The organism is Flavihumibacter sp. ZG627, from assembly GCF_000814325.1.
GTDB lineage: Bacteria > Bacteroidota > Bacteroidia > Chitinophagales > Chitinophagaceae > Flavihumibacter.
On the sequence record NZ_JPHF01000004.1, the window covers coordinates 68,807 to 92,727 of the forward strand.

11 protein-coding genes are annotated in these 23,921 nt (G+C 42.6%); 7 read left to right on the forward strand and 4 right to left on the reverse strand.

The window, feature by feature from the left end; all coding sequences use genetic code 11:
- Positions 1 to 70 precede the first annotated feature (70 nt).
- The 4 genes from gltB (at position 71) to HY58_RS09885 (ending at position 8,977) form a co-directional block, all read left to right on the forward strand.
- Positions 71 to 4,588 carry a glutamate synthase large subunit gene (gltB, locus tag HY58_RS09870; RefSeq protein WP_039131315.1) on the forward strand — a complete coding sequence of 1,506 codons (4,518 nt, stop codon included), beginning with the start codon at positions 71 to 73 and terminating at the stop codon, positions 4,586 to 4,588.
- Between the two features lie 63 nt (positions 4,589 to 4,651).
- Positions 4,652 to 6,154: a glutamate synthase subunit beta gene (locus HY58_RS09875; protein WP_039131318.1), complete on the forward strand. Its 1,503-nt coding sequence runs from the start codon at positions 4,652 to 4,654 to the stop codon at positions 6,152 to 6,154.
- A gap of 195 nt (positions 6,155 to 6,349) precedes the next feature.
- Positions 6,350 to 7,741 carry an ammonium transporter gene (locus HY58_RS09880; protein WP_039131320.1) on the forward strand — a complete coding sequence of 464 codons (1,392 nt, stop codon included), beginning with the start codon at positions 6,350 to 6,352 and terminating at the stop codon, positions 7,739 to 7,741.
- A gap of 114 nt (positions 7,742 to 7,855) precedes the next feature.
- The gene (locus tag HY58_RS09885) at positions 7,856 to 8,977 is read left to right on the forward strand and encodes an outer membrane beta-barrel protein (RefSeq protein WP_039131322.1); all 1,122 of its coding nucleotides are present in this window, start codon (positions 7,856 to 7,858) and stop codon (positions 8,975 to 8,977) included.
- Positions 8,978 to 9,048: 71 nt separating this feature from the next.
- Here HY58_RS09885 and HY58_RS09890 read toward each other — a convergent pair whose 3' ends face one another.
- Positions 9,049 to 11,634: a phosphoenolpyruvate carboxylase gene (locus HY58_RS09890; RefSeq protein ID WP_039131325.1), complete on the reverse strand. Its 2,586-nt coding sequence runs from the start codon at positions 11,632 to 11,634 to the stop codon at positions 9,049 to 9,051.
- 306 nt (positions 11,635 to 11,940) lie between these two features.
- On the opposite strand from HY58_RS09890, the gene thrA reads away from it, so the two are divergent.
- Genes thrA through thrC form a run of 3 tightly spaced genes read left to right on the forward strand, consistent with a single transcriptional unit; the run spans position 11,941 to position 16,671 of the window.
- A complete protein-coding gene (gene thrA, locus HY58_RS09895; protein ID WP_039131327.1) occupies positions 11,941 to 14,385 on the forward strand; it encodes a bifunctional aspartate kinase/homoserine dehydrogenase I in 2,445 nt (814 codons plus the stop codon).
- 6 nt (positions 14,386 to 14,391) lie between these two features.
- A complete protein-coding gene (locus HY58_RS09900) occupies positions 14,392 to 15,342 on the forward strand; it encodes a homoserine kinase (protein ID WP_052324015.1) in 951 nt (316 codons plus the stop codon).
- 33 nt (positions 15,343 to 15,375) lie between these two features.
- Complete coding sequence (gene thrC / locus HY58_RS09905; protein WP_039131328.1) at positions 15,376 to 16,671, forward strand: threonine synthase; 1,296 nt, start codon at positions 15,376 to 15,378, stop codon at positions 16,669 to 16,671.
- On the opposite strand, the gene HY58_RS09910 is transcribed toward thrC, so the two are convergent.
- From HY58_RS09910 to rpoB, 3 genes are all read right to left on the reverse strand, one after another.
- On the reverse strand, positions 16,672 to 18,681 hold the full coding sequence (locus HY58_RS09910; RefSeq protein ID WP_039131331.1) for a S9 family peptidase: 2,010 nt from the start codon (positions 18,679 to 18,681) through the stop codon (positions 16,672 to 16,674).
- 84 nt (positions 18,682 to 18,765) lie between these two features.
- On the reverse strand, positions 18,766 to 19,848 hold the full coding sequence (locus HY58_RS09915; RefSeq protein WP_039131333.1) for a calcium:proton antiporter: 1,083 nt from the start codon (positions 19,846 to 19,848) through the stop codon (positions 18,766 to 18,768).
- A gap of 88 nt (positions 19,849 to 19,936) precedes the next feature.
- On the reverse strand, positions 19,937 to 23,740 hold the full coding sequence (gene rpoB / locus HY58_RS09920) for a DNA-directed RNA polymerase subunit beta (protein ID WP_039131336.1): 3,804 nt from the start codon (positions 23,738 to 23,740) through the stop codon (positions 19,937 to 19,939).
- Positions 23,741 to 23,921 lie beyond the last annotated feature (181 nt).

Sequence of the window (23,921 nt, forward strand, 5' to 3'; positions counted from 1 at the left end):
CTGCATATATTAAATTCCATATAGGAAACGGCATATTTTTTTGAATAATTTCTAAACTGCATTTTCAACGATGGCAAGCAACCAGGGTTTATACCATCCCTCTTTTGAGCATGATGCCTGTGGCATTGGATTCGTGGCAAATATCAAGAGCAATAAAAGTCACCAGATAATTTCTGACGCACTTACTGTTCTTGAAAATATGGAACATCGCGGCGCATGTGGCTGTGAAGTGAATACGGGTGATGGTGCCGGTATTCTTATCCAGACGCCCCACGAATTTTATTTTGATGAGTGTGTCAAGTTAGGCATACACCTCCCCTCTTATGGTAAATACGGAGTGGGGGTAATTTTCTTTCCGAGGGAAATCCGTCTCCGCGAAGAATGCAGGGATATATTCAATCGCGCTGCAGAAAAACTTGGCCTCGAGATTCTTGGCTATAGAAAAGTTCCGGTGAACACCGATGGGATTGGTCCAACTGCATTAAGTGTTGAACCTGAAATGGAGCATGTTTTCATTGCCAGTCCGGATCACCTGACCAACCCCGATGATTTTGAGAGAAAATTATTTATTCTCCGAAATTATTCCAGCCATACCATCAATAATACAGTAAGGAAAGATGCTATCGGTTTTTATATTGCATCATTATCATACAAAACTGTCGTTTACAAAGGTCAGCTTACTAGTCACCAGGTTCGCGGCTATTTTCCTGACCTGAGCGATAAGAGAATGGTGAGTGCATTCGGCCTGGTTCATTCAAGGTTTGCAACAAATACATTTCCATCATGGAAGCTTGCCCAGCCTTTCCGTTATATCGCACATAATGGCGAGATCAATACTTTACAGGGGAATCTCAACTGGCTACGAACAAGTGAAAAAGGCTTCACCTCTCCATATTTTTCAAAGGAGGAAATGGATATGTTACTTCCTATTGTAACAGAGGGACAATCAGATTCAGCCTGTCTTGATAATATGATCGAGCTGTTGACGATGACAGGCCGATCACTTCCACATGTAATGATGATGCTTATTCCGGAAGCATGGGACGGTAACGATCAGATGGATCCTGTCAAAAAAGCATTCTATGAATTTCATGCGGCTTTTATGGAACCATGGGATGGTCCGGCTTCTATATCTTTTACTGATGGAAAAATAATTGGCGCAACACTTGACCGAAACGGACTTCGCCCTTCCCGCTACTGCGTAACCAATGATGACAGGGTAATAATGGCATCAGAAACAGGTGCATTACCGGTTGACCCTTCAATAGTTATTGAGAAGGGGCGACTTCAGCCGGGAAAAATGTTTGTGGTTGACCTTGAACAGGGCCGAATTATCAGCGACGACGAACTTAAGTCGCAGATTTGCTCACAGAAGCCATATTCAGAATGGCTGAATAAATATAAGATCCGTCTTGAAGAACTTCCGGAGCCAAGAGTTCTGTTCACACATCTTGAACATGAGCAGGTTTTCAAGTACCAAAAAGCATTTGGGTATTCAACGGAGGATCTTGATACTATTATCGCACCCATGGCAACAGATGGCAAAGAGCCAATCGGATCCATGGGTACCGATACACCGCTTGCTGTACTGAGTGACCAACCGCAGCATTTAAGTAATTATTTCAAACAATTATTTGCCCAGGTTACAAACCCACCCATTGATCCCATCCGGGAAAGACTGGTAATGTCGCTAGCTACTTTTGCAGGGAATAATGGCAACCTTCTCATTGAAGATCCATTGGCAGCGCATTGTGTGGCGCTTAAACATCCCGTGCTCAATAACCATGAACTGGAGAAGATCCGCAGCATCGATACAGGAATTTTCCAGGCAAAGACATTACAATGTTATTTCCGATCAGATGGTAAGCCAGGATCATTACAAAAAGCGCTTGACAGAATATGCCGGTATGCAGTTGATTCTGTGCAGGATGGATTTGAGGTTCTCATACTTTCTGATCGGGCCATTGACTCAGATCACGCGCCCATTCCTTCACTTTTAGCTACAGCTGCAGTTCACCATCATCTGATACGAAAAGGATTTCGTGGACAGGTAGGTCTTGTAGTTGAAGCGGGAGATGTTTGGGAGGTTCATCATTTCGCATGCCTGCTCGGATTTGGAGCAACTGCCATCAATCCATACTTGGCTTTGAGTACTATCCGTGATATGAAACTCAGTGGCAAAATGGAAACTGATCTCGATCCGGATTATCTCAAGAAAAATTATATCAAAGCGGTGAATGATGGTTTGTTGAAGGTATTTTCCAAAATGGGAATTTCCACGCTACAATCATACCAGGGAGCCCAGATATTTGAGATCATTGGTATCAACAAGGCTGTTGTAGATAAATATTTTACTGGTGCCACTTCAAGGATTGAAGGAATGGGACTTGATGAAATAGCGAAAGAATCTTTGGCAAAGCATTTCCTTGCATTCAGCAAAAAAGATATTCCTGTTGACAGGCTACCTGTGGGTGGCGTTTACCAGTGGAAACGTAAAGGAGAGTTCCACTTGTTTAATCCACAGACCATTCATTTGTTGCAGTATTCAACGCGGATGAATGATTATGCAACGTTCAAAAAATATACAAAGCTGGTAAATGACCAGTCTGTGAAAGCTTCAACTCTGAGAAGCCAGTTGCAGTTTAAGAATAACCGACCCTCTATACCAATTGAAGAAGTAGAGTCTGCTGAAACTATCATGCACCGTTTTGCGACGGGTGCTATGAGTTTCGGATCCATATCCCACGAAGCACATTCCACATTGGCCATTGCCATGAACCGTATAGGTGCAAAAAGCAATACGGGAGAGGGAGGCGAAGATTCGATGCGATATGAGAAATTACCCAATGGTGATTCTATGCGAAGCGCCATTAAACAGGTTGCTTCAGGAAGGTTTGGCGTAACAAGCTATTACCTTACTATGGCTGATGAATTACAAATAAAAATGGCCCAGGGTGCAAAACCCGGTGAAGGCGGTCAATTGCCGGGGCATAAAGTTGATGAATGGATAGGAAAGGTACGACACTCAACACCTGGGGTTGGATTGATTTCACCCCCACCCCATCATGATATTTATTCAATAGAAGATCTCGCTCAGTTGATATATGATCTTAAGAATTCAAATCGGGCTGCACGAATCAGTGTCAAGCTTGTAAGTAAGGCGGGGGTTGGCACTATTGCAGCGGGAGTTGCCAAAGCAAAATCGGATGTGATCCTTATTGCAGGATTTGATGGCGGTACCGGTGCATCACCAATAAGTTCAATAAAACATGCGGGTCTACCCTGGGAACTTGGCCTGGCTGAATCACACCAGACTCTCCTTAAAAACAAACTACGTAGCCGTGTTGTATTACAGGCCGATGGCCAGATGCGTACAGGACGCGATATCGCCATCGCTACTTTACTCGGGGCTGAAGAATGGGGTATTGCAACCGCTGCTCTTGTTGTTGAGGGCTGTATAATGATGCGTAAATGTCATTTGAATACTTGTCCGGTTGGTGTGGCAACGCAGGATCCTGAATTGCGCAAAAGATTTACGGGAGATGCTGACCATGTAGTAAATTTCTTCCGCTTCATTACAGAAGATTTTCGGGAGATAATGGCTGAGTTAGGTTTTCGAACAGTAAATGAAATGGTTGGAAAGGTAGATTTTCTGGAGCCAAGAACTGACATTACACATTGGAAATACAAAAATCTTGATCTATCACCGGTATTGTACAAAGAACCTGCTTCCATGTATACGGGACTTTACAATATGGAACAACAGGATCATGGATTAGAGGATGTTTTAGACTGGAAATTACTGGAGGTAGCAAAGCCTGCAATCGAAAACCAGCAAAAAGTTTTTGCTTCCTTCAATGTTAAGAATACAAACAGAACCATAGGCACTATCCTTTCAAATGAAATCTCCAAGAAATATGGAGAAAAGGGTCTGCCGGAAGACACGATACATTTTAAACTTACAGGTACTGCAGGACAAAGTTTTGGCGCTTTCAATACATCAGGTGTTACGATGGAACTGGAAGGTGATGCTAATGATTATTTCGGTAAAGGATTGAGTGGCGCAAAGTTGGTTGTGTATCCCTCACTTCAGGCAGCTTTTGTTCCCGAAGATAATATTATCATCGGCAATGTTGCATTTTATGGAGCAACGTCAGGCCTTTCATTTATCCGTGGTAAGGCTGGCGAACGTTTTGCGGTACGTAACTCAGGAGCAACAGCTGTTGTTGAAGGTGTAGGTGATCATGGCTGTGAATACATGACAGGTGGTAAAGTTGTTATTCTTGGAGATACCGGTAGAAATTTTGCGGCTGGTATGAGTGGAGGCATCGCATACATATATGATGTTAATGGAACATTCAATATAAACTGCAATACTGAAATGGTGGATCTTGATCCACTTGGAGAAGAGGATAGTGCAGAGTTGAAGGAACTGATTAACCAGCACTATACATATACCGGAAGCACTGTTGCCCAGTTCATTCTCAAAGATTTTGATAACCAGCTACGCAATTTTGTAAAAGTGTTCCCACGCGATTACAAGAAAGTATTGCTTGAAAGGAAATCAAAGGAACAGGTAAAACATTGAGGATTGGTAGGTAAGCAACTAGCAGTTATTAAAACTTTCAACAAAACAAATCACGATTAAATCATGGGAAAGCCAACCGGATTTTTGGAATATAACAGGGAGCTGCCAGGCAAGCGGCCGGCGGAGGAAAGGGTTAAAGATTATGAAGAATTTATTCAGCGATATTCTGATGAACAACTGAATAAACAATCAGCGAGATGCATGAATTGTGGCATTCCATTTTGCCATAATGGTTGTCCTTTAGGCAATGTGATCCCCGAGTTTAATGATGCGGTGTACCGCAGAAATTGGGAAGAAGCATATAGCATTCTGAGTTCTACAAACAATTTTCCGGAATTTACCGGCCGGATTTGTCCGGCTCCGTGTGAAACTGCCTGTGTTTTAGGAATCAATCAGCCCGCCGTTACTATTGAAGAAATTGAAAAACATATTATTGAGATCGCTTTTGAGAAGGGACTGGTTAAACCCCGAAAGGCAAATGTTCGAACTGGTAAAAAGGTTGCAGTAATAGGATCGGGTCCAGCGGGACTTGCGGCAGCCGCCCAGCTGAACTATGCGGGTCATCAGGTGACGGTATTTGAGCGCGATGAAAAACCCGGTGGACTTTTACGGTACGGCATTCCGGATTTTAAATTGGAGAAATGGGTGGTGGAAAGAAGGATTTCCCTCCTGGAAGAAGAAGGCGTTGTTTTCAGGTGTCATGCTAATGTGGGGGTAAATATCAGAGTAAATGATCTTCTAAGGGAATACCAGGCAATAGTTCTGGCGGGGGGGTCAACTGTACCACGCGATCTTAGTATACCCGGAAGAGAATTAAATGGAGTCTATTTTGCAATGGATTTCCTGAAGCAACAAAACAAACGAAACTACAAATCAGATCCACTGGCTTTTAGAGATATAGAAAGTAATATCAATATTGAGGAACTGTTTGCAACCGGGAAAAATGTAGTAGTAATTGGCGGGGGTGACACTGGTAGTGACTGTGTAGGAACCTCAAATCGTCAGGGGGCCATAACAGTAACACAATTTGAATTGTTACCTAAGCCACCAGAGAAAAGGACCCCTTTCATGCCTTGGCCCAGCTATCCTATGGTGCTGAAAACCTCCACTTCACATGAAGAAGGATGTGAGCGTCAATGGGCTGTAGCTACAAAGTCATTCCTTGGTGATGAGAATGGGAAACTGAAAGGATTGCGAATAGTAAATCTCGAATGGGTAAGTGCAGCAGATGGAAGGCCTGCACAGTTCAAGGAAGTTGAGGGCTCCGAGAGGGAGATCCCTTGTGAACTAGCTTTACTGGCTATGGGTTTCGTTCACCCCCAACAGCAGGGTATGTTAAATGAACTTGGAGTTGAATTTGATGAGAGAGGAAATGTAAGGGCGAGTGAAAAGGGGTACCAAACCAATATTGCTAAAGTTTTCGCAGCCGGGGATATTCGCCGGGGACAAAGTCTGGTAGTCTGGGCCATCAGTGAAGGCCGGGAATGCGCCAGGAAGGTAGATGAGTATCTAATGGGAAGTTCGGTTCTCGAAACTAAAGATGCCATGCTATCTGTAGCCAGTTAATACATAATTTTTATTAGCATATGTGAATAAGGCGGCCATTTGGCCGCCTTATTCATTTTACAATACCTGAAGTATAATATTATATATATTTACATGTGTATATTTACGAATAGGATTTAATAATTTTCTGATTAATTTAGTAAAACAATTTAAAGTATTATTTTATTTAATACAATAACCAAAACCAACTGAATTATGCGGAAATTAACCACAAAACAGATTGCCCCTTTTGTGATCCTTGCGGTGGTAGCCATTGCCACCCTTTTCATTCCAGCTCTGCCAAATTTTGACGATGGCGGTAAATTATACAGTGCTGCTGATACTGGTTGGATCATTGTAGCTACTGCATTGGTGTTCCTTATGACACCGGGCTTAGCTTTCTTTTATGGGGGCATGGTACATCGCAAGAATGTGATCTCTACCATGATTAAGAGTGTTGTTGCCTCAGGAGTAGTTAGCATACTCTGGGTAACAGTAGGTTTCAGTCTTTGCTTTGGAGAGTCTATTGGAGGCTTCATTGGCAATCCGGGCACTTTCGCCTTTTTCCAGGGGGTAGGATCAGGAGCTCCATGGAGCCTGGCCCCTACTATCCCATTAACTTTATTTGCCCTTTTCCAGCTGATGTTTGCGATCATAACGCCAGGACTGGTAGTTGGTGCCGTAGCGGAGAGGATCCGATTTACATCTTATATCCTGTTCATCGCCTTGTTCAGCCTTCTGGTATATGCGCCAATTGCGCATTGGACATGGCATCCGGAGGGTTTCCTGTTTCAGATGGGAGTACTGGATTTTGCAGGTGGTACAGTTGTACATATTTCTGCGGGATGTGCAGCCCTTGCAGGAGCTCTGGTATTGAAGCGCAGACAGTCACACCTGGAGCAGAAAGAAATCCCACCCGCAAATATTCCTTATGTATTGATCGGCACGGGCCTTCTGTGGTTCGGTTGGTTCGGATTTAATGCAGGTTCTGCCCTTGGTGCAAATTCTCTTGCGGTATCTGCTTTCGCAACAACCAATACAGCTGCAGCTGGAGCAGGTTTAAGCTGGATGTTTTTTGATGTACTCCGTGGTAAAAAACCTTCCGTACTTGGTTTTTGTATCGGTGCAGTTGTGGGACTAGTTGCCATTACACCTGCTGCCGGTTTCGTAACCATCCCTCAAAGTATTTTTGTGGGTGTGCTGGCTGCAATTATTTCAAATCTTGCTATTTACTATAAGCAAAAATCAACACTTGATGATACCCTTGATGTTTTCCCCTGCCACGGTATCGGAGGTATGGTAGGTATGCTCATGACCGGAATATTTGCCACAAAAGCGGTTAATGCTGCCGGCAATGATGGACTATTCTATGGTAATCCGGAGTTCTTTTTTACTCAATTAAAAGCACTTGGAATTGTAGTTGCCTACAGTTTCGCAGTTTCATATGGCATTTTCAAATTCATCAATTTCATTCTCCCACTTCGTGTTACTTCTGAAGAAGAGGAATTGGGCCTTGATGAATCTCAGCACAATGAAAAATATATGCAGGGAACTCTTCTGGTTCGCAATAATGGAATCATAGAAGAGGAGCAGCTTTCTGAAATCTAATAGTCAGGGTTAACTACCAGGCTTCAAAAACCAGAAAAAGGTACAGCGTAATGATAAACTTCTGACACAAGTTCATCGCCGTACCCTTTCCCTTAACACTTAAAATGTTACACAATGTTACAAAAAATATTTGCAACAGGCTTCGTTATGGCCTGTACGTTACCGGCCTTTGCGCAAACCACTGAAACCACTGCCACTATTGCATCCACCACCTCAACAGAATCTGTGGCTGCCCCCCCGGAGGAGAAAAAACCCCTCATAACTCTTTCCGGATCAGCTGATGTTTATTACAGATATGATTTTAACAAACAATCAGGAAATAACAGAACCAGTTTTACCAATACACATAACAGCTTTGCCCTGGGAATGGCAAGCATTAAGGCAGAACATAAAGGCGATAAAGTTGGTGTTGTAATTGACCTGGGGTTTGGTCCGAGGGCTAAAGAATTCTCCTATGCCGATGAAGGTATAATGCAATCAGTTAAGCAGCTTTATGTAAGCTATGCACCCGCCGACTGGATCAAATTTACCGCAGGAACCTGGGCTACACATGTTGGTTATGAGCTGGTAGATCCACAACTTAATCGTAACTATAGCATGTCTTATATGTTCACAAACGGACCATTCCATCATACAGGATTGAAAGCCGAATTATCAAGGGGAAAAAGTGGATTTATGATTGGAATAGCGAATGCTACCGACTACCGGGTTCCACCATCTGATATGATCAATCGTAAATTTTTGCTGGCACAATACAGCCTTGCTGCAAGCGACAATGTAAAATTCTACCTTAACTATGCAGGCGGAAAAAATCCCGATACTTCAAAAACCAGCCAGTTTGACCTTGTAGCCACGGCAAAGATCAATGATGTTTTCAGTCTGGGCTATAATGGAACGGTTAATACAACACAGGTTTGGGATGGCAGCAAAAATGCCGATGGCAAATCGTGGTGGGGATCTGCCCTTTACATCAATGTTGACCCTAAAGCATGGTTCGGACTTACATTACGTACAGAATATTTCAGTGATAAAAATCAATTCAAAATACCAACAGGTATTGATGAGGGTGCCTCAGTTTTCGCGACTACACTTTCTGCGAATTTCAAAGCGGGGGGACTAACCATCATACCTGAATTCAGGCTTGACAATGCGAGTGAAGAAGTGTTTATTGACGCTAATTTCAACCCTAAAAAATCAACGGGAAGCTTTCTGCTCGCAGCAGTTTACAGCTTCTGACCTTCGTTTCACATATGGCAAGCAATCGTTGAAAGCCCCCTGTGTCTACAGGGGGCTTTATTATGTTTACATTAAGCCGAATTTCTGCCAGCATTAATGATACCAAAGGAACACCGCATTACAAGCTTTTCATATGCAGTTTTCATGCTCTCTGCTGCAGCAGGCATAACAGCACCATCCATTTCCCTCACCTTAGTGATTGCAAATTGCTGAATGGTGGTGAGCGGTAAAACGATCCTTTCCCGCATCTGAACACTCAATTGTTCAACAGGGTAATCGGCCATCAGTTCATTCTTCCCCGATAAATGAAAAACATATTTCCGTGTAAGTTCATATTCTGCATATATCATATGCCATATCTCACCATAGGAAGGATGATCTGCAAGATGGCTTGTAAGTGGAAAATAGCATTTCAACATGGCCATCTCACAGTTATCAATAAGTGTTTTGAAAAAAAGCGAATGCTGGTACATTTCTTTGACCTGTTTCCATTCTCCTCTTTGCTCAGCTTTTTGAAGCGCGGTACCTACACCATAATAACCAGTCACATTCTGCTTTAGCTGGCTCCATGCTCCAACAAAAGGAATTGCGCGAAGATCTTTTAAATTCAATCTGCTTGCTGTTCCTCTTTTCGCCGGCCTTGAGCCAATATTGGTTTCCGCATAAAATCTAAGGGCACTGGCATGTGAAAGATATTCTACAAAGGATGGATGTTCTTTGAGTTGGATGTATGCCTCAAATCCATCTTTAGCGAGTTGCTGAAACTGATGTTGTTGTTGCGGTTCTAAGGTTGGGCGCTTCTGCGAACGAAGAAAACTGCTGAGGCCTGCATTCAGCATCTGTTCCATGTTATACTGCGCCGCTTCAATTGTACCAAAGTTTGAACTAATGGTTTGCCCCTGCACAGTAAGTTGTATCTCTTTTACTGAAACATCATTTCCCATCGATGCATAAAACTTATGTGTTTTGCCACCTCCCCGGGCAGGAGGCCCACCCCTTCCATCAAAAAACAAAACGTCAATATTATATTTTGCAGAGATACTGGTAAGTGATTGTTTTGCATGCAGGATACTGTAATTGGCCATCAGGTATCCCCCATCCTTGGTTCCATCAGAAAAACCAAGCATAATTGTCTGGCGGTTACCTCTTGCAGAAAGATGATTCCGGTATATGGAGTTTTGGTAAAGTGTCTCCATTATTTTTCCGGCCCTGTTAAGGTCATCAATTGTTTCAAAAAGCGGTACTATATCAATCGTAAGATTATTTTCATTCCAGCCGGCAAGAAGAAACAAACCATACACCTCCATTATACTTTGAGCACTGTTGCATTGGCTGATTATATAACGATAAGCACCTGATTCTCCATTCTGTTCCTGAATTTTAGAGATGGCGCGAATAGAATCAATGGTATCCTGATGAATTTTATCTTCGAAAATATATTCGGGTGATAAGGGCTTCATGCCTGCGAGAACATTGAGTTTCTGATCCATTGGCATTTCCTCATAACCTTCCGGGAGATGTTCGGATTGTTGTTGAAGATACTTGTAAACAGCAGTGTGCACGGAACTATCCTGCCGCACATCAAGTGATGCGTAATAAAGTCCGAATGCATTTACTTTCTGGATCAGGTTATCAACAAGACCCGCAAACAATCCATTGTGCTGGTATACCAGGGTATCCCTTATCTGCTTCAACTGCCGTATCATATCTTCTGCATCCAGTATTTCCTTTGGCCCTTCACTAAACACTTCATTGTACAGTTGTTTTTCCAGATTTATCAACAACTGATCCGTTTCTTTAAATGTGAGTCTGCGTTTTAGTCTCCTTACATCGAGGTAATAACATTTTACAATACTGCTTCTCAGGGTAGCAGCTACCTGCAAGGTAGTTTCTGCTGTCACGAAAGGATTTCCATCCCTGTCACCACCCGGCCAAAATCCCATTTGCAACAAGGGCTTACCCGATTTAAGCCAGGGAGAGAGTTCATTGGAAGTATAGGTTAATATTCTTCCTACTGCGGCATAAAATACATTATCAAGGTACCATATCAAACTCATCGCCTCATCAAAGGGAGTGGGTTTCTGCTTTTTAAAGAAAGGAGTTTTACCAAGCTGTTGCAGATAAGTATTTACCTGAGTGGTGTTGTTTTGTTGTAATGCTTTAGAGAGATCATTTATGATTCCCAGAACAGATCCTGGATAAAACTGGGTAGGATGGGCAGTCAAAACCATTCTTACACAGAAATCATCTTCCGTGTTATCTACTGCATCAGGGCCTGCCTGTTCGAGAAATCCTTTTAGCTGTTTAAGGGAACCCTGCCCGCCTACATCATTGACCTTGCTGAATGCAGCATCTTCAAGAGCATCAAAAAGCACTACTTGTCTTTCAACATATTGAACAAAACGAAATAATAGATCGGTTCTCTCCTGATCGTTCCGATATGTGGTATGCATTGAAAAAAACTCATCCATGATCTGGACAGGATTCTTCTTCATTTTGTATCCTTCCTCACAAACATGCAATAGCATGGATAATAAAATTCCGGTTTTTTCGATCCGATGAAATGGAAGAGATGTGAACAGGCTATTATATAACTGAAATTTAAGCGCCACCTCGCTTTTGAATTGTTGCAGGGCTGCCGGGTCCGTAGTTGGCATGTTTTCGTTGATTTGGTTGATACAATTGGGGCAGCAATCGGGGAATGAATATAAGAAATTAAAAAACTAACGCTTGTTATATATAGTGCTGTTTGTATTTTCGACAGAGAAAAAAACAGTGGTATTTTCAAATACATATATAACTACCTCGTTACTGGTTACCCCGTCAACCAGCACCACTACTATTACAACTATCACAACCCGTTAAGGGTTGTATTTTCCATATCACGTTTGGGCCATTGGCTGTGTCTCGGGAAGAATTCATTCCCATTAATTTTTCAAGAACTATTATCCCACAATTAGTATATGCAGGTTTTAAAATTTGGCGGCACCTCGGTAGGAAGTCCGGAAGCTATTCAAAAAGTAATTGAAATCGTAAAAGAAAAGATTAGCAAAGAACCGGTAATAGTGGTTGTTTCCGCATTCGGAGGCATAACTGATGCGCTTCTTGACTGTGGTTTACAGGCCGCACGTGGTCAAGAGCAATACAAGGAGCAGGTAAATCTTATTACAACACGTCACCTTAATGCGGTTAAGGAACTGATCCCCATTCAACAACAAAGCAGCATGCTCAGTGCCGTAAAAAAGTTATGTAATGAAGTGGAGGATCTCTGCAATGGCATTTTTTTACTGGGTGAGATGACTGCACGTACAAGGGATAAGCTTGTTAGTTATGGTGAACTGATCTCATCTCAGGTTATAAATAACGCATTTCTGGCAAAAGGCATATTAACAACATGGTGGGATAGCCGTAAACTTATAAGGACCAATTCTGATTTTGGAAAAGCAACACTGGATACTGAAACAACGGTAGAAAATTTTTCAGAGATAATGAAGGAGTTGGCCACTGACCTGGTCATAATGCCTGGTTTTATTGCTTCCGATCCTAATGGTATTACTACAACCCTCGGACGCGGTGGATCCGATTATACTGCAGCAATTGCTGCAGCAGCTATCGGAGCAACATCCCTGGAGATCTGGACGGATGTTAGCGGCATGATGACAGCTGATCCCAGATGGGTTCCCAATGCCAAGGTTATTCCAACAATTTCTTACCAGGAAGCGATGGAACTCTCCCATTTTGGGGCAAAGGTTATATATCCACCAACCATACAACCTGTCATGAATAAAAGTATACCGGTCTGGATCAAGAATACTTTTGCACCATCAGATGCAGGAACCCTTATTCAACAGGATAGCTATCGCAACGGTACACCAGTAAGAGGAATCTCAAGTATAAGTAATCTGGCGCTTCTCAGCCTGGAAGGCAGTGGAATGGTGGGGGTACCGGGCTTTTCACGCAGGTTATTTGAAGCACTCTCTTCGCAGCAAATCAATGTTATATTAATTACACAGGGCTCCTCGGAGCATTCTATATGCGTGGGTGTTGACACATCAACAGCTGATAAAGCAAAACTGGCTGTTGACGAGGCTTTCGCGCCAGAAATCAACCTGCAGCAGGTGGATCCTCTTGTTGTTGAAAAAGAATTATCTATTGTAGCCTTAGTGGGCGAGCAAATGAAAAGCCATCCAGGTATCAGTGGAAAAATGTTTGGTGCCCTGGGCAGGAACGGGGTTAATGTAAGAGCCATAGCACAAGGTTCTTCCGAACGTAATATCTCTGCAGTGATAGCAACCCTTGATGTACGAAAAGCAATCAATCTTCTTCATGAAGAATTTTTTGAAACCGTCAATAAGCAGGTTAATTTATTTATTAGTGGTGTGGGAAATGTGGGCAGTAAATTGCTGGCCCAACTTGCCCAGCAGCAGCAATATCTTTTACATCACATGCGATTACAGCTCAGGGTAGTTGGATTGGCAAACTCAAAACGCACCTTGATTAATGAAGAAGGTATCGATCTGAATAAATGGAAAGAACTTTTGGCTGCGGCTCCAGAATCTACAATTGAAACATTTACTGATGGAATCATTCAACGTAATCTGAGAAATTCTGTTTTCGTTGATATCACTGCAAGCGAGGTTGTTGCGTCGGTATATGGGAAGCTGCTAGATAAAAGCATTGCAGTGGTTGCCTGTAATAAGATAGCCTGTTCTTCTCCCTTTAAATATTACCGGGAATTAAAGGATAAGGCGCACGACTTCAACACCCAGTTTCTTTTCGAAACCAATGTGGGTGCCGGCCTCCCTATTATTGGCACGCTGAATGACCTTCTCAGGAGTGGCGATAGAATAAACAGGATGGAAGCGGTTCTCAGTGGAACACTAAATTTTGTATTCAATCATTACGATGGTAGCAGGCCTTTTGCGGATGTTGTCAGGCAGGCCCAGGATGAAGGTTATACTGAGCCAGATCCAAGACTTGACCTAAGTGGAACAGATGTTATGCGAAAAATTATGATACTTGCCCGCGAAGCCGGCGAAACGCTGGAAATGGATTCGATCCACAACAACAGCTTTCTTCCTGCTTCGTGTATGGAAGGAACCGTTGAAGATTTTTATAAAGAAATGCTTCGACTTGAAGATCATTTCAGATCAATATATGATGCCGCTGCAGCAAAAGGGTGCAAACTGAAATTTGTGGCAAGCTTTAAAGAAGGAAAAGCCGCTGTTGGCCTTCAGGAGATTCCCACCGGACATGATCTTTCGAATCTTTTTGGCAAGGATAATATCGTATTGTTTTATACAGATCGTTATCCCCAGCAACCTCTTGTTATTAAGGGCGCCGGAGCAGGTGCAGATGTAACTGCCTCTGGTGTTTTTGCAGATATTCTGAGGGCTACACTCAACTGAGCACTTATGATTAACATAGAATTTGATAAAATAGATTTTGACAGCAGGCTGAAAGTAGAATGCCCGGCAACAGTAGCAAATATGGTCTGCGGTTTCGACATATTGGGTATGGCGCTTAATGATCCCTGTGATATAGTGGAAATGAACCTTTCTAAAGAACCAGGAATACGAATATTACATGCAGATGAGTTTGATCTGCCTACAGATCCGGTAAAAAATGTTGCTGGTGCTGCACTACTTGATCTTTTGCATGCATGCGATAAACAGGTTGGTATTGATATTACCATTACCAAACAGATTAAACCAGGAAGCGGATTGGGTTCAAGTGCGGCAAGTTCAGCAGGTGCAGTTGTTGCAGCCAATATTTTATTGGGGAAGCCTTTTTCCAATCTCGATCTCGTTCGTTTTGCGATGGCTGGTGAGAAGGTGGCAAGTGGCGTTAAGCATGCAGACAATATCGCTCCCTGCATAATGGGAGGCGTTACATTGATACGCTCAATATTTCCACTTGATATTATTCAACTTTCAGCACCAATGCTGTATGTGGCTGTTGTACACCCACAGATAGAAGTAAGGACTTCAGACGCCAGGCAGATTTTGAGAAAAGAGGTCTTACTGAAAGATGCGATCCGTCAGTGGGGAAATATTGCTGGCCTGGTTACAGGGCTGCTTCAGGGCGATTTTGATCTTATTGGCAGGTCACTTGAAGATGTTATCATAGAACCCGTTCGTAGCATACTCATACCGGGCTTTGATGAAGTTAAAAGGCTGAGTAACGAAGCCGGAGCATTGGGTGGGGGGATCAGTGGATCAGGCCCATCCATCTTTATGTTATGCCGTAACCATGCAAATGCAGAAAGCATTGCATTGATCATGCGGGAAATTTATGACAAGCTGGGAATTGATTGCAAAACCTATGTCACCACGCTGAATGAGCGTGGAGTAAGGGTTGCTTAAATTTTAAATTTTATCGTGGCAATTAAAATAAACATGAACTATTATAGTCTTAATAAACAGTCGCCCATTGCAGATTTCAGGCAGGCTACTATAGATGGACAGGCACCAGATGGGGGCCTCTATTTTCCGGAAAAGATACCACAACATTCCGCTCAATGGATAAAGGATCTTAATAAATATTCCCGGGCAGAAATTGCTTTTAAGGTAATATCATCTTTTACCGGAAATACAATACCTGAAGATATTCTCTGGTCAATCGTTAACGAGACTATTGACTTCCCCATCCCACTTATTAAAGTGGATAAAGGAATTTATATATTGGAATTATTTCATGGTCCTACGCTGGCTTTTAAAGACGTGGGTGCGCGATTCATGAGCAGATGTCTAGGTTATTTTGCGAAAGAAAAAAGCGAAAAAATCACAGTATTGGTCGCTACTTCTGGTGATACGGGTGGGGCGGTTGCCAGCGGTTTTCATAATGTGGATGGGGTGAATGTTGTAATCCTCTACCCTTCCGGAAAAGTTAGTACTGTTCAGGAAAAGCAGTTAACAACCTTCGGAGGAAATATACAAGCTCTGGAAGTAAAAGGAAATTTCGATGATTGCCAGAAAATGGTAAAAGAAGCATTTCGCGATAAGGAATTAAAAGAAAAGATTTTTCTTACTTCCGCAAATTCCATCAATGTTGCAAGGTGGTTGCCACAACAATTTTATTACTTCTTTGCACTCCAGCAATGGAAGCAAAAGGAAGCACCTGTATTCAGTGTACCCAGTGGCAATTTCGGCAATATTTGTGCAGGTATAATGGCATGGAAAACAGGACTGCCGGTTAAACATTTTATTGCAGCCTGTAATCGCAATGATGTAGTCAGCGATTATCTTCATACCGGTATCTATCAACCGAAAACTGCCGTTCCTACAATTTCAAATGCGATGGACGTAGGAAACCCAAGTAACTTCTCGCGAATCCTTGAACTTTTTCATAATAATACAGACCAGCTCAAGGATATATTCTCTTCCTATACTACAAGTGATGACCGAACCCGTGAAGTAATTCTGGATGTTTACCAAAACGATGATTATTTGCTTGACCCGCATGGTGCTGTTGGATATGACGCTCTCCTGAACTGGCTTTCAATGAATCCCAACGATAGTGGAATTGTATTGGAAACAGCACACCCGATCAAATTTCTTGATACAGTAGAGCCTCTGATACAGGAACAAATAGAGATTCCCGAAAACATCAGGAATACTATGAGTAAACAAAAAGAATCTATCCTTATTGGCAATAATTATGAAGCATTAAGATCCTTCCTTTTAGGAAACTAATCAAAATGGTTTCTGCGGCGTTTTGCTATCGGTTTTAAGATATTGATTGAACCAGTTTATATGCCTTTCATGTCTGTCCTTCAGATAACTGGGAACAGAAATCCCATGAAATTGTTTAGGATAAATGATCAGGCCGGTTGGAACACCAAGCGATTTAAGAGCCTGGTACATTTGTTCTGCACCCGCAACAGGAACATTAAAATCACTTTCACTTGCCATGAATAATGTGGGTGTTTTTATCTTATCGGCTTTAAGGAAAGGATAAGACAGGGCGAGCCATTTTTCAATATTTTTCCAGGGCGCGCCTAACTCCTTTTCGTATTGAGTAATGTATTGGTCGCTTCCGTACAGGCTAAGTTGCAACGCACTACCTGCACCACTAACCGCGGCTTTGAACCTTGTATCTGTTGCTATAGTGTAATTGGTTGTGATACCCCCATAACTCCAGCCTGCAAGCCCCATACGGTTTTCATCAACAATGCCCTGACCAACCAGGTGATCAGCCACACCAATCACATCCAATACTTCTTTATTTCCCCAATCACCATAAATAGACCTGGTATAATCCAGTCCCCTTCCACTACTTCCCCGATAATTAACTGCAGCAACTGCATATCCGGCAGAAGCATACATCATCCTTGTCATATCAAAATCGAAATCATCTTGTGATACCGGCCCACCATGAATGTATATTATAAGGGGTAATTTTTGCGAAGCCTGGTGTTGGGGAGGCGTATACAGAATTCCTGAAACAATTGTTCCATCTTTGCTCTTTGAACGGAACCCCTCTGCTTTAGGGAGAAGAATAGGTGCCAGGAAAGAATCCTGCAGATGGGTTAACCGCCTTGTTTTACCCGCTTCGATTGCATAGAGTTCAGGTGGCATCTGCGATGAACTCATAATTGTAACAATACTATTGTCAACTGGATTAGTTTCCATTTCATAATAGCTCTTCTCGCCCGTCAGCATTCTGTTTACTTTGCCAGATGCAACATCAAAATTCACTACCTGTACTTCCCTGTCTTCTTCCATCAGACCAAAGATTTGCTTACCATCCCTGCTCCAGCGTAGATTACGTACGGGACGATCGAGGCTGCCTGATAATATTTTTTTCTGTCCACCTGTTGCAGAAACTATAGCAACCAATGGTTGTCCGTACATAGTAAAAGTTTCTTCACTACTACTTTGTTGATATGCGATCCATTTGCCATCGGGGCTCCATACCGGGCGGTTATCCTCGCCTTCCCAATTTGTAATTTTCTGAGGGGTTGAATTGAGTGTGGCATCCATAATGAAGATGTCACTATTCTCGTTTTTATCTGGCGTTTCTGACCTGTTACTTGTGAATGCAATCCTTTTACCATCTGGCGAAAAAACGGGCTGTGTTTCGCTATAAATGCCTTTAGTAAGGGTATCCAGTTTTTTGGAACTGAGGTCAAACAGGTAAAGGTGGGTGGAGGTACTATCAAGATATCCGGATCTATCTTGCTTGAAATGATAACGATCTATAACATATGGCTTCCTGATTTTGGTACTGGATGTATCTGCATTACTGAGATCTTTAATGGCAAAAACCAGCTTTTTCCCATCGGGTGCCCAGCTATATTCATCGATATCCCCTTTAATAGTTGTAAGTTTTTTTGCTTCACCTCCTCGCCTGTCCAAAAGATAAAGCTGGCTATTCTTGTCTTCCCCACGTGTTGCAAGAAAAGATATATACCTGCTGTCGGGGCTCCATTTGGCTGCAGATTCTCCCCCTGGGTCAAAGGTTAGTTGAATATGATCTTTACCATTCCAACCGGTCATCCATAAATCGGAGTTGAATTTATCCTTTACACTATCAGCCTTACTTACACGATAAAGAACCCATTTGCCATCTGGTGAAACCTGTAGTGAGGAAGGTGTTTGTAATCGGTAGATGTCAGAAGGCTGTAGCGTGCGCTTGCTTTGAGCATACAGAGGAGATGTAAAAACAGCCGCCAGTAGAACAGAAAAAAGGATGCTTTTCATTGTGAGATGAAATTGATGATGTACAATTTAAAGATAAATCTGACCCTTTGATGGTGAATAAAAAGACAGATATTAATATTCGGTTTAAGGTATAATGGTTGTAAATAGGTATACAAAGAAAAGGACTAATAATACGATGCCTTGCAATACAGTGGTTCTTCCTGTACTAAGTGAAAGTATGATTACCATAAGAGATAAAATAAATAATACAGTTGATTTTATATCTATGCCTAATGTGAGGTCAAATCCATAGTAAAGTGAAACTATTGCCACCGCAGGAATCGTGAGTCCAATACTGGCAAGTGCTGATCCGAGAGAAAGGTTAAGACTTGTTTGTAACCTGTTATTGCGGGCGGCGCGAAGAGCTGCCAGACCTTCCGGCATAAGCACAACCATTGCTATTATAATACCCACGAGTGATTGAGGTGCCCCCATGGCGAAAACAGCCTGCTCAATGGCAGGAGCAAGCGCCTTACCCAGTAATACTACAGCTCCCAGACAGATCAGAAGTAATCCTGCAGACAAAAGTGTTACTTTAACCGATGGAGGATCAGCATGCAGGTCTTCATCACTATCTGCATCAGTTGGTAGGAAATAATCACGATGTCGGATGGTCTGCACCATAACAAAGCTGAGGTATAATATCAGGGTTATAATCCCGACAAAAATCAATTGTGAATCTGTGTAAACGGGGCCTGGTGAACTGACTGTATAGTTTGGCAATACAAGGGTTAGGATTGCAATAGCTGTTAGGGTGGTTAATGAAGCGCTTACTCCCTGCAAACCGAATGTTTGTTCGCCAAATTTTGCACCACCTACCAAAAGGCAAAGTCCAACCATAGCATTCAGAATGATCATAACTGCTGCAAAAACAGTATCACGTGCGAGAATGGCAGCATCGGGTCCTCCGGCAATCATTAATGAAACTATTAGAGCCACTTCTATTATTGTGATGGCCACAGCCAGTACTAGTGTTCCAAAGGGCTCTCCTACACGATGGGCCACAACTTCTGCATGATGTACAGCGGCCAAAACACTACCAATGAGGACTGCGGCCAGAAATAACTGGAACCATACTTCCTGGGAAGAATCTTTTAAAGCATATAATACCCACGCGACAATAGGGAATATTATGGTCCAGAGCGGAAGTGGTATTTTAAATTTCATCGTCGCATATAGTTATGAGTTGTAAATATAAAAAAAGCCACCGGTTAAGGTGGCTTTGGATATATATGCATTGCATAGTTAAAAACTATCAATCAAATTTCAGGTCAAGACCCAGACCTCTCAGTTCATGGATCAAAACATTGAATGATTCAGGAACGCCTGGTCTTGGAATATTATCCCCTTTCACGATTGCTTCATAGGTCTTGGCGCGACCAATGATATCATCAGATTTAAGGGTAAGCAATTCCTGCAGGATGTTGGATGCGCCGTATGCTTCAAGTGCCCAAACTTCCATTTCACCAAAACGCTGACCTCCAAACTGCGCCTTACCACCAAGCGGTTGCTGGGTAATGAGACTATATGGACCGATAGAACGCGCATGCATTTTATCGTCAACCATGTGGTGCAGCTTGATCATATAGATGATACCAACTGTAGCTTTCTGGTGGAAGCGATCTCCTGTTTCACCATCATACAGGTGGGTGTGACCCATCATCGGAATTCCAGCTTGCGTACAGTATTGTTCAACCTCGTCTGTAGTGGCACCATCGAAAATTGGTGTTGCAAATTTCACTCCCAGTTGTTCACCACACCATCCTAATACAGTTTCATAGATCTGACCGAGGTTCATACGACTTGGTACACCAAGTGGGTTAAGAACAATATCTACAGGCTCACCGTTCTCAAGGAATGGCATATCCTCTGCGCGTACAATCTTTGCAACGATTCCTTTGTTACCATGGCGACCTGCCATCTTATCACCAACCTTTAACTTACGTTTTACAGCAAGGTAAACCTTGGCTAGTTTCAGCACACCCGCAGGTAATTCATCTCCTATTGAAATATTGAATTTCTCCCGTTTGTAACGTCCAAGCTCTTCGTTGTATTTAATACTGAAGTTGTGAAGCAGTATATTGATCTGGCTATCAATTTTTTCATCTCCAGTCCAACCAAGGGGATTAATGTTAAGGAAATCAAGTCCCGCCAGGTTCTTAGCTGTAAACTTAGCACCCTTACCTATCTGCATTTCACCGAAGTTGTTGCTTACACCTGCGGATGGTTTTTCTTTAAGCAATGTTTGGAGTTTGCTCAATAAAACTTCCTGGAGGTCGGCTTCATTCTTCTCGTGAACTTTTTCAACTTTCTCAAGAGCTGCCTTCTCACGAACTTTTGTGTTCTTATCTTTCTTAGCACGCTGGAAAAGTTTCTTATCGATAACCACACCTTCAACACCGTTCGGAGCTTTCAGTGAAGCATCTTTTGCATCTCCAGCTTTGTCGCCGAAGATTGCACGTAGTAACTTCTCTTCAGGTGTAGGATCACTTTCTCCTTTTGGAGTGATCTTACCAATAAGAATATCACCTTCTTTTACATGGGCTCCGATGCGAATGATACCATTCTCATCCAGATCCTTGGTTGCTTCTTCAGAAACGTTTGGAATATCAGGAGTCAGTTCTTCTTCACCCAATTTGGTATCACGAACCTCAAGTTCATATTCAGATATATGAATAGATGTGAACAGGTCTTCACGAACAACTTTCTCGTTAATTACTATGGCATCTTCGAAGTTGTAACCTTTCCATGGCATAAATGCCACTTTGAGGTTTCTTCCCAAGGCTATTTCACCACCCTGAACCGCATAGCCTTCAGTAAGGAAATCTCCTTCTTTCACATGCTGGCCTTTTTTAACCGCTGGCTTGAGTGTAATAGATGTTTCCTGGTTTGTTTTCTGGTATTTAGTGAGCTTATAAATTATCAGATCTTCTTCAAAGCTAACCAGACGCTGTTCTTCATTACGATCGTAACGAATATGGATCTCATTACCATCAACAAACTCAACCACACCATTGCCTTCCGAGATGATCTGAACCCTTGAGTCGCGGGCAGCTTTCGCTTCCAGACCTGTTCCAACAAAAGGAACCTGGGGTTTGATCAATGGAACGGCCTGGCGTTGCATGTTAGATCCCATCAGGGCACGGTTCGCATCATCATGTTCCAGGAAAGGAATAAGTGATGCGGATAGTCCCACAATCTGATTTGGAGCAACGTCCATATATTCTACATCAGTGCGATCCAGAATCGGGAAGTCACCGGTTTCGCGACTCACTACCTTTTCTTCAGCGAATTCTCCCTTTTCAGAAAGAGGAGTGTTAGCCTGGGCGATCTTTGCGGTATCTTCTTCTTCCGCACTCAGGAAAGTCAGCTCTTTCATGTTCACCTTGCCATTCTCCACTTTACGATAAGGTGTTTCGATAAAGCCCATCTCATTGATCTTTGCATGGACGCAAAGCGTAGAGATCAGTCCAATGTTTGGACCTTCCGGTGTTTCAATTGTACACAAACGTCCATAATGCGAATAGTGAACGTCTCGAACTTCGAAACCGGCACGCTCCCGGCTAAGACCACCTGGTCCGAGCGCTGAAATACGTCGCTTATGCGTTATCTCCGAAAGAGGATTGGTCTGGTCGAGGAACTGTGATAATTGTGATGTTCCGAAGAATGAATTAATAACAGATGAAAGCGTTCTGGCATTAATGAGGTCTACAGGTGTAAATACTTCATTATCCCGAACATTCATACGCTCGCGGATGGTACGTGCCATACGGGCAAGTCCCACACCGAATTGTGCGTACAACTGCTCTCCAACTGTACGTACGCGACGGTTGCTCAGGTGATCGATATCATCGATTTCTGCTTTGGCGTTAGTAAGACGTACCAGGTATTTAATGATCTCAATGATATCCTCTTTGGTCAGAACTTTATGATCAAGTGGATAATTTAGATTGAGTTTACGGTTGATCTTATAACGTCCAACTTCTCCCAGATCATAACGTTTGTCAGAGAAGAACAACTTATCAATGATACCGCGGGCCGTTTCATCATCAGGGGCATCAGCACCACGTAACTGACGATATATATGCTGAACCGCTTCCAGCTCGCTATTGGAAGTATCTTTATTTAAAGTATTGTAGATAATCGCATAATCACCCCCTACATCTTCACGCTGGAGGAATACGCTCTTAACATCCATATCCACAATCATTTCGATTGCTTCATCATCAAGAATAGTATCACGCTCCAACACTACCTCATTACGCTCAATAGATACTACTTCACCAGTATCCTCATCAACAAAATCCTCTACCCAGGTCCTGAGAACGCGGGCAGCAAGTTTCTTGCCCAGATATTTATCAAGCGCTTTTTTCTCACCTTTAACTTCATCCGCCATTCCGAATAGTTCCAGAATGTCCTTATCAGTTTCGAATCCTATTGAACGGAGTAAAGTTGTTACGGGGAACTTCTTCTTCCGATCAATATAGGCATACATCACATTGTTGATGTCGGTAGCAAATTCCATCCAGGCACCTTTGAAAGGGATAACCCTGGCAGAATAAATTTTAGTACCGTTGGGGTGTATCGACTGACCGAAGAATACACCAGGTGAGCGATGCAACTGAGAAACCACTACACGCTCAGCGCCGTTGATAACAAAGGTACCACGCGGAGTCATGTATGGGATGTTTCCAAGGAATACATCCTGTACGATGGTTTGAAAGTCAACATGCTCTTCGTCATTACAACTCAGGCGAAGTTTTGCCTTGAGTGGCACGGCGTATGTAAGTCCACGCTCCATACATTCTTCAATGGTATAGCGTGGCGGATCAATAAAATAATCGAGAAACTCCAGCACGAAAATGTTCCTGGTGTCAGTGATAGGGAAATTTTCCTTAAACACCTTGAACAGGCCTTCATTGTTACGTTTGTCAGGAGTGGTCTCTAATTGGAAGAAGTCTTTAAACGATTGAATCTGCACTTCCAGCAGGTCAGGAGCTTCAGCGAGGTGTTTGATCTTACCGAAGTTGATCCTGGTGTTCAGTTTAGTAGAAGACATATGTATTTTAAACCGGTTTTAAAGCTTTTAAAAATCGTCGACAGAATACTCTCGATTGAGCAAATTTAATACTCAGTGCACTGATATATAGGAAGTTACAATAAAATGGCCATTTTGCAGCCTTCCATAATATATAGCTATTCAATTTAAAACGGAGGGCAAAGCTACGGATTTTAGGGGA

Excerpts from the sequence above, each read along its gene's own strand:
- gltB (WP_039131315.1), top strand. The coding sequence starts at position 71 with ATGGCAAGCAACCAGGGTTTATACCATCCCTCTTTTGAGCATGATGCC.
- HY58_RS09875 (WP_039131318.1), top strand. The coding sequence starts at position 4,652 with ATGGGAAAGCCAACCGGATTTTTGGAATATAACAGGGAGCTGCCAGGC.
- HY58_RS09880 (WP_039131320.1), top strand. The coding sequence starts at position 6,350 with ATGCGGAAATTAACCACAAAACAGATTGCCCCTTTTGTGATCCTTGCG.
- HY58_RS09885 (WP_039131322.1), top strand. The coding sequence starts at position 7,856 with ATGTTACAAAAAATATTTGCAACAGGCTTCGTTATGGCCTGTACGTTA.
- HY58_RS09890 (WP_039131325.1), bottom strand. The coding sequence starts at position 11,634 with ATGCCAACTACGGACCCGGCAGCCCTGCAACAATTCAAAAGCGAGGTG.
- thrA (WP_039131327.1), top strand. The coding sequence starts at position 11,941 with ATGCAGGTTTTAAAATTTGGCGGCACCTCGGTAGGAAGTCCGGAAGCT.
- HY58_RS09900 (WP_052324015.1), top strand. The coding sequence starts at position 14,392 with ATGATTAACATAGAATTTGATAAAATAGATTTTGACAGCAGGCTGAAA.
- thrC (WP_039131328.1), top strand. The coding sequence starts at position 15,376 with ATGAACTATTATAGTCTTAATAAACAGTCGCCCATTGCAGATTTCAGG.
- HY58_RS09910 (WP_039131331.1), bottom strand. The coding sequence starts at position 18,681 with ATGAAAAGCATCCTTTTTTCTGTTCTACTGGCGGCTGTTTTTACATCT.
- HY58_RS09915 (WP_039131333.1), bottom strand. The coding sequence starts at position 19,848 with ATGAAATTTAAAATACCACTTCCGCTCTGGACCATAATATTCCCTATT.
- rpoB (WP_039131336.1), bottom strand. The coding sequence starts at position 23,740 with ATGTCTTCTACTAAACTGAACACCAGGATCAACTTCGGTAAGATCAAA.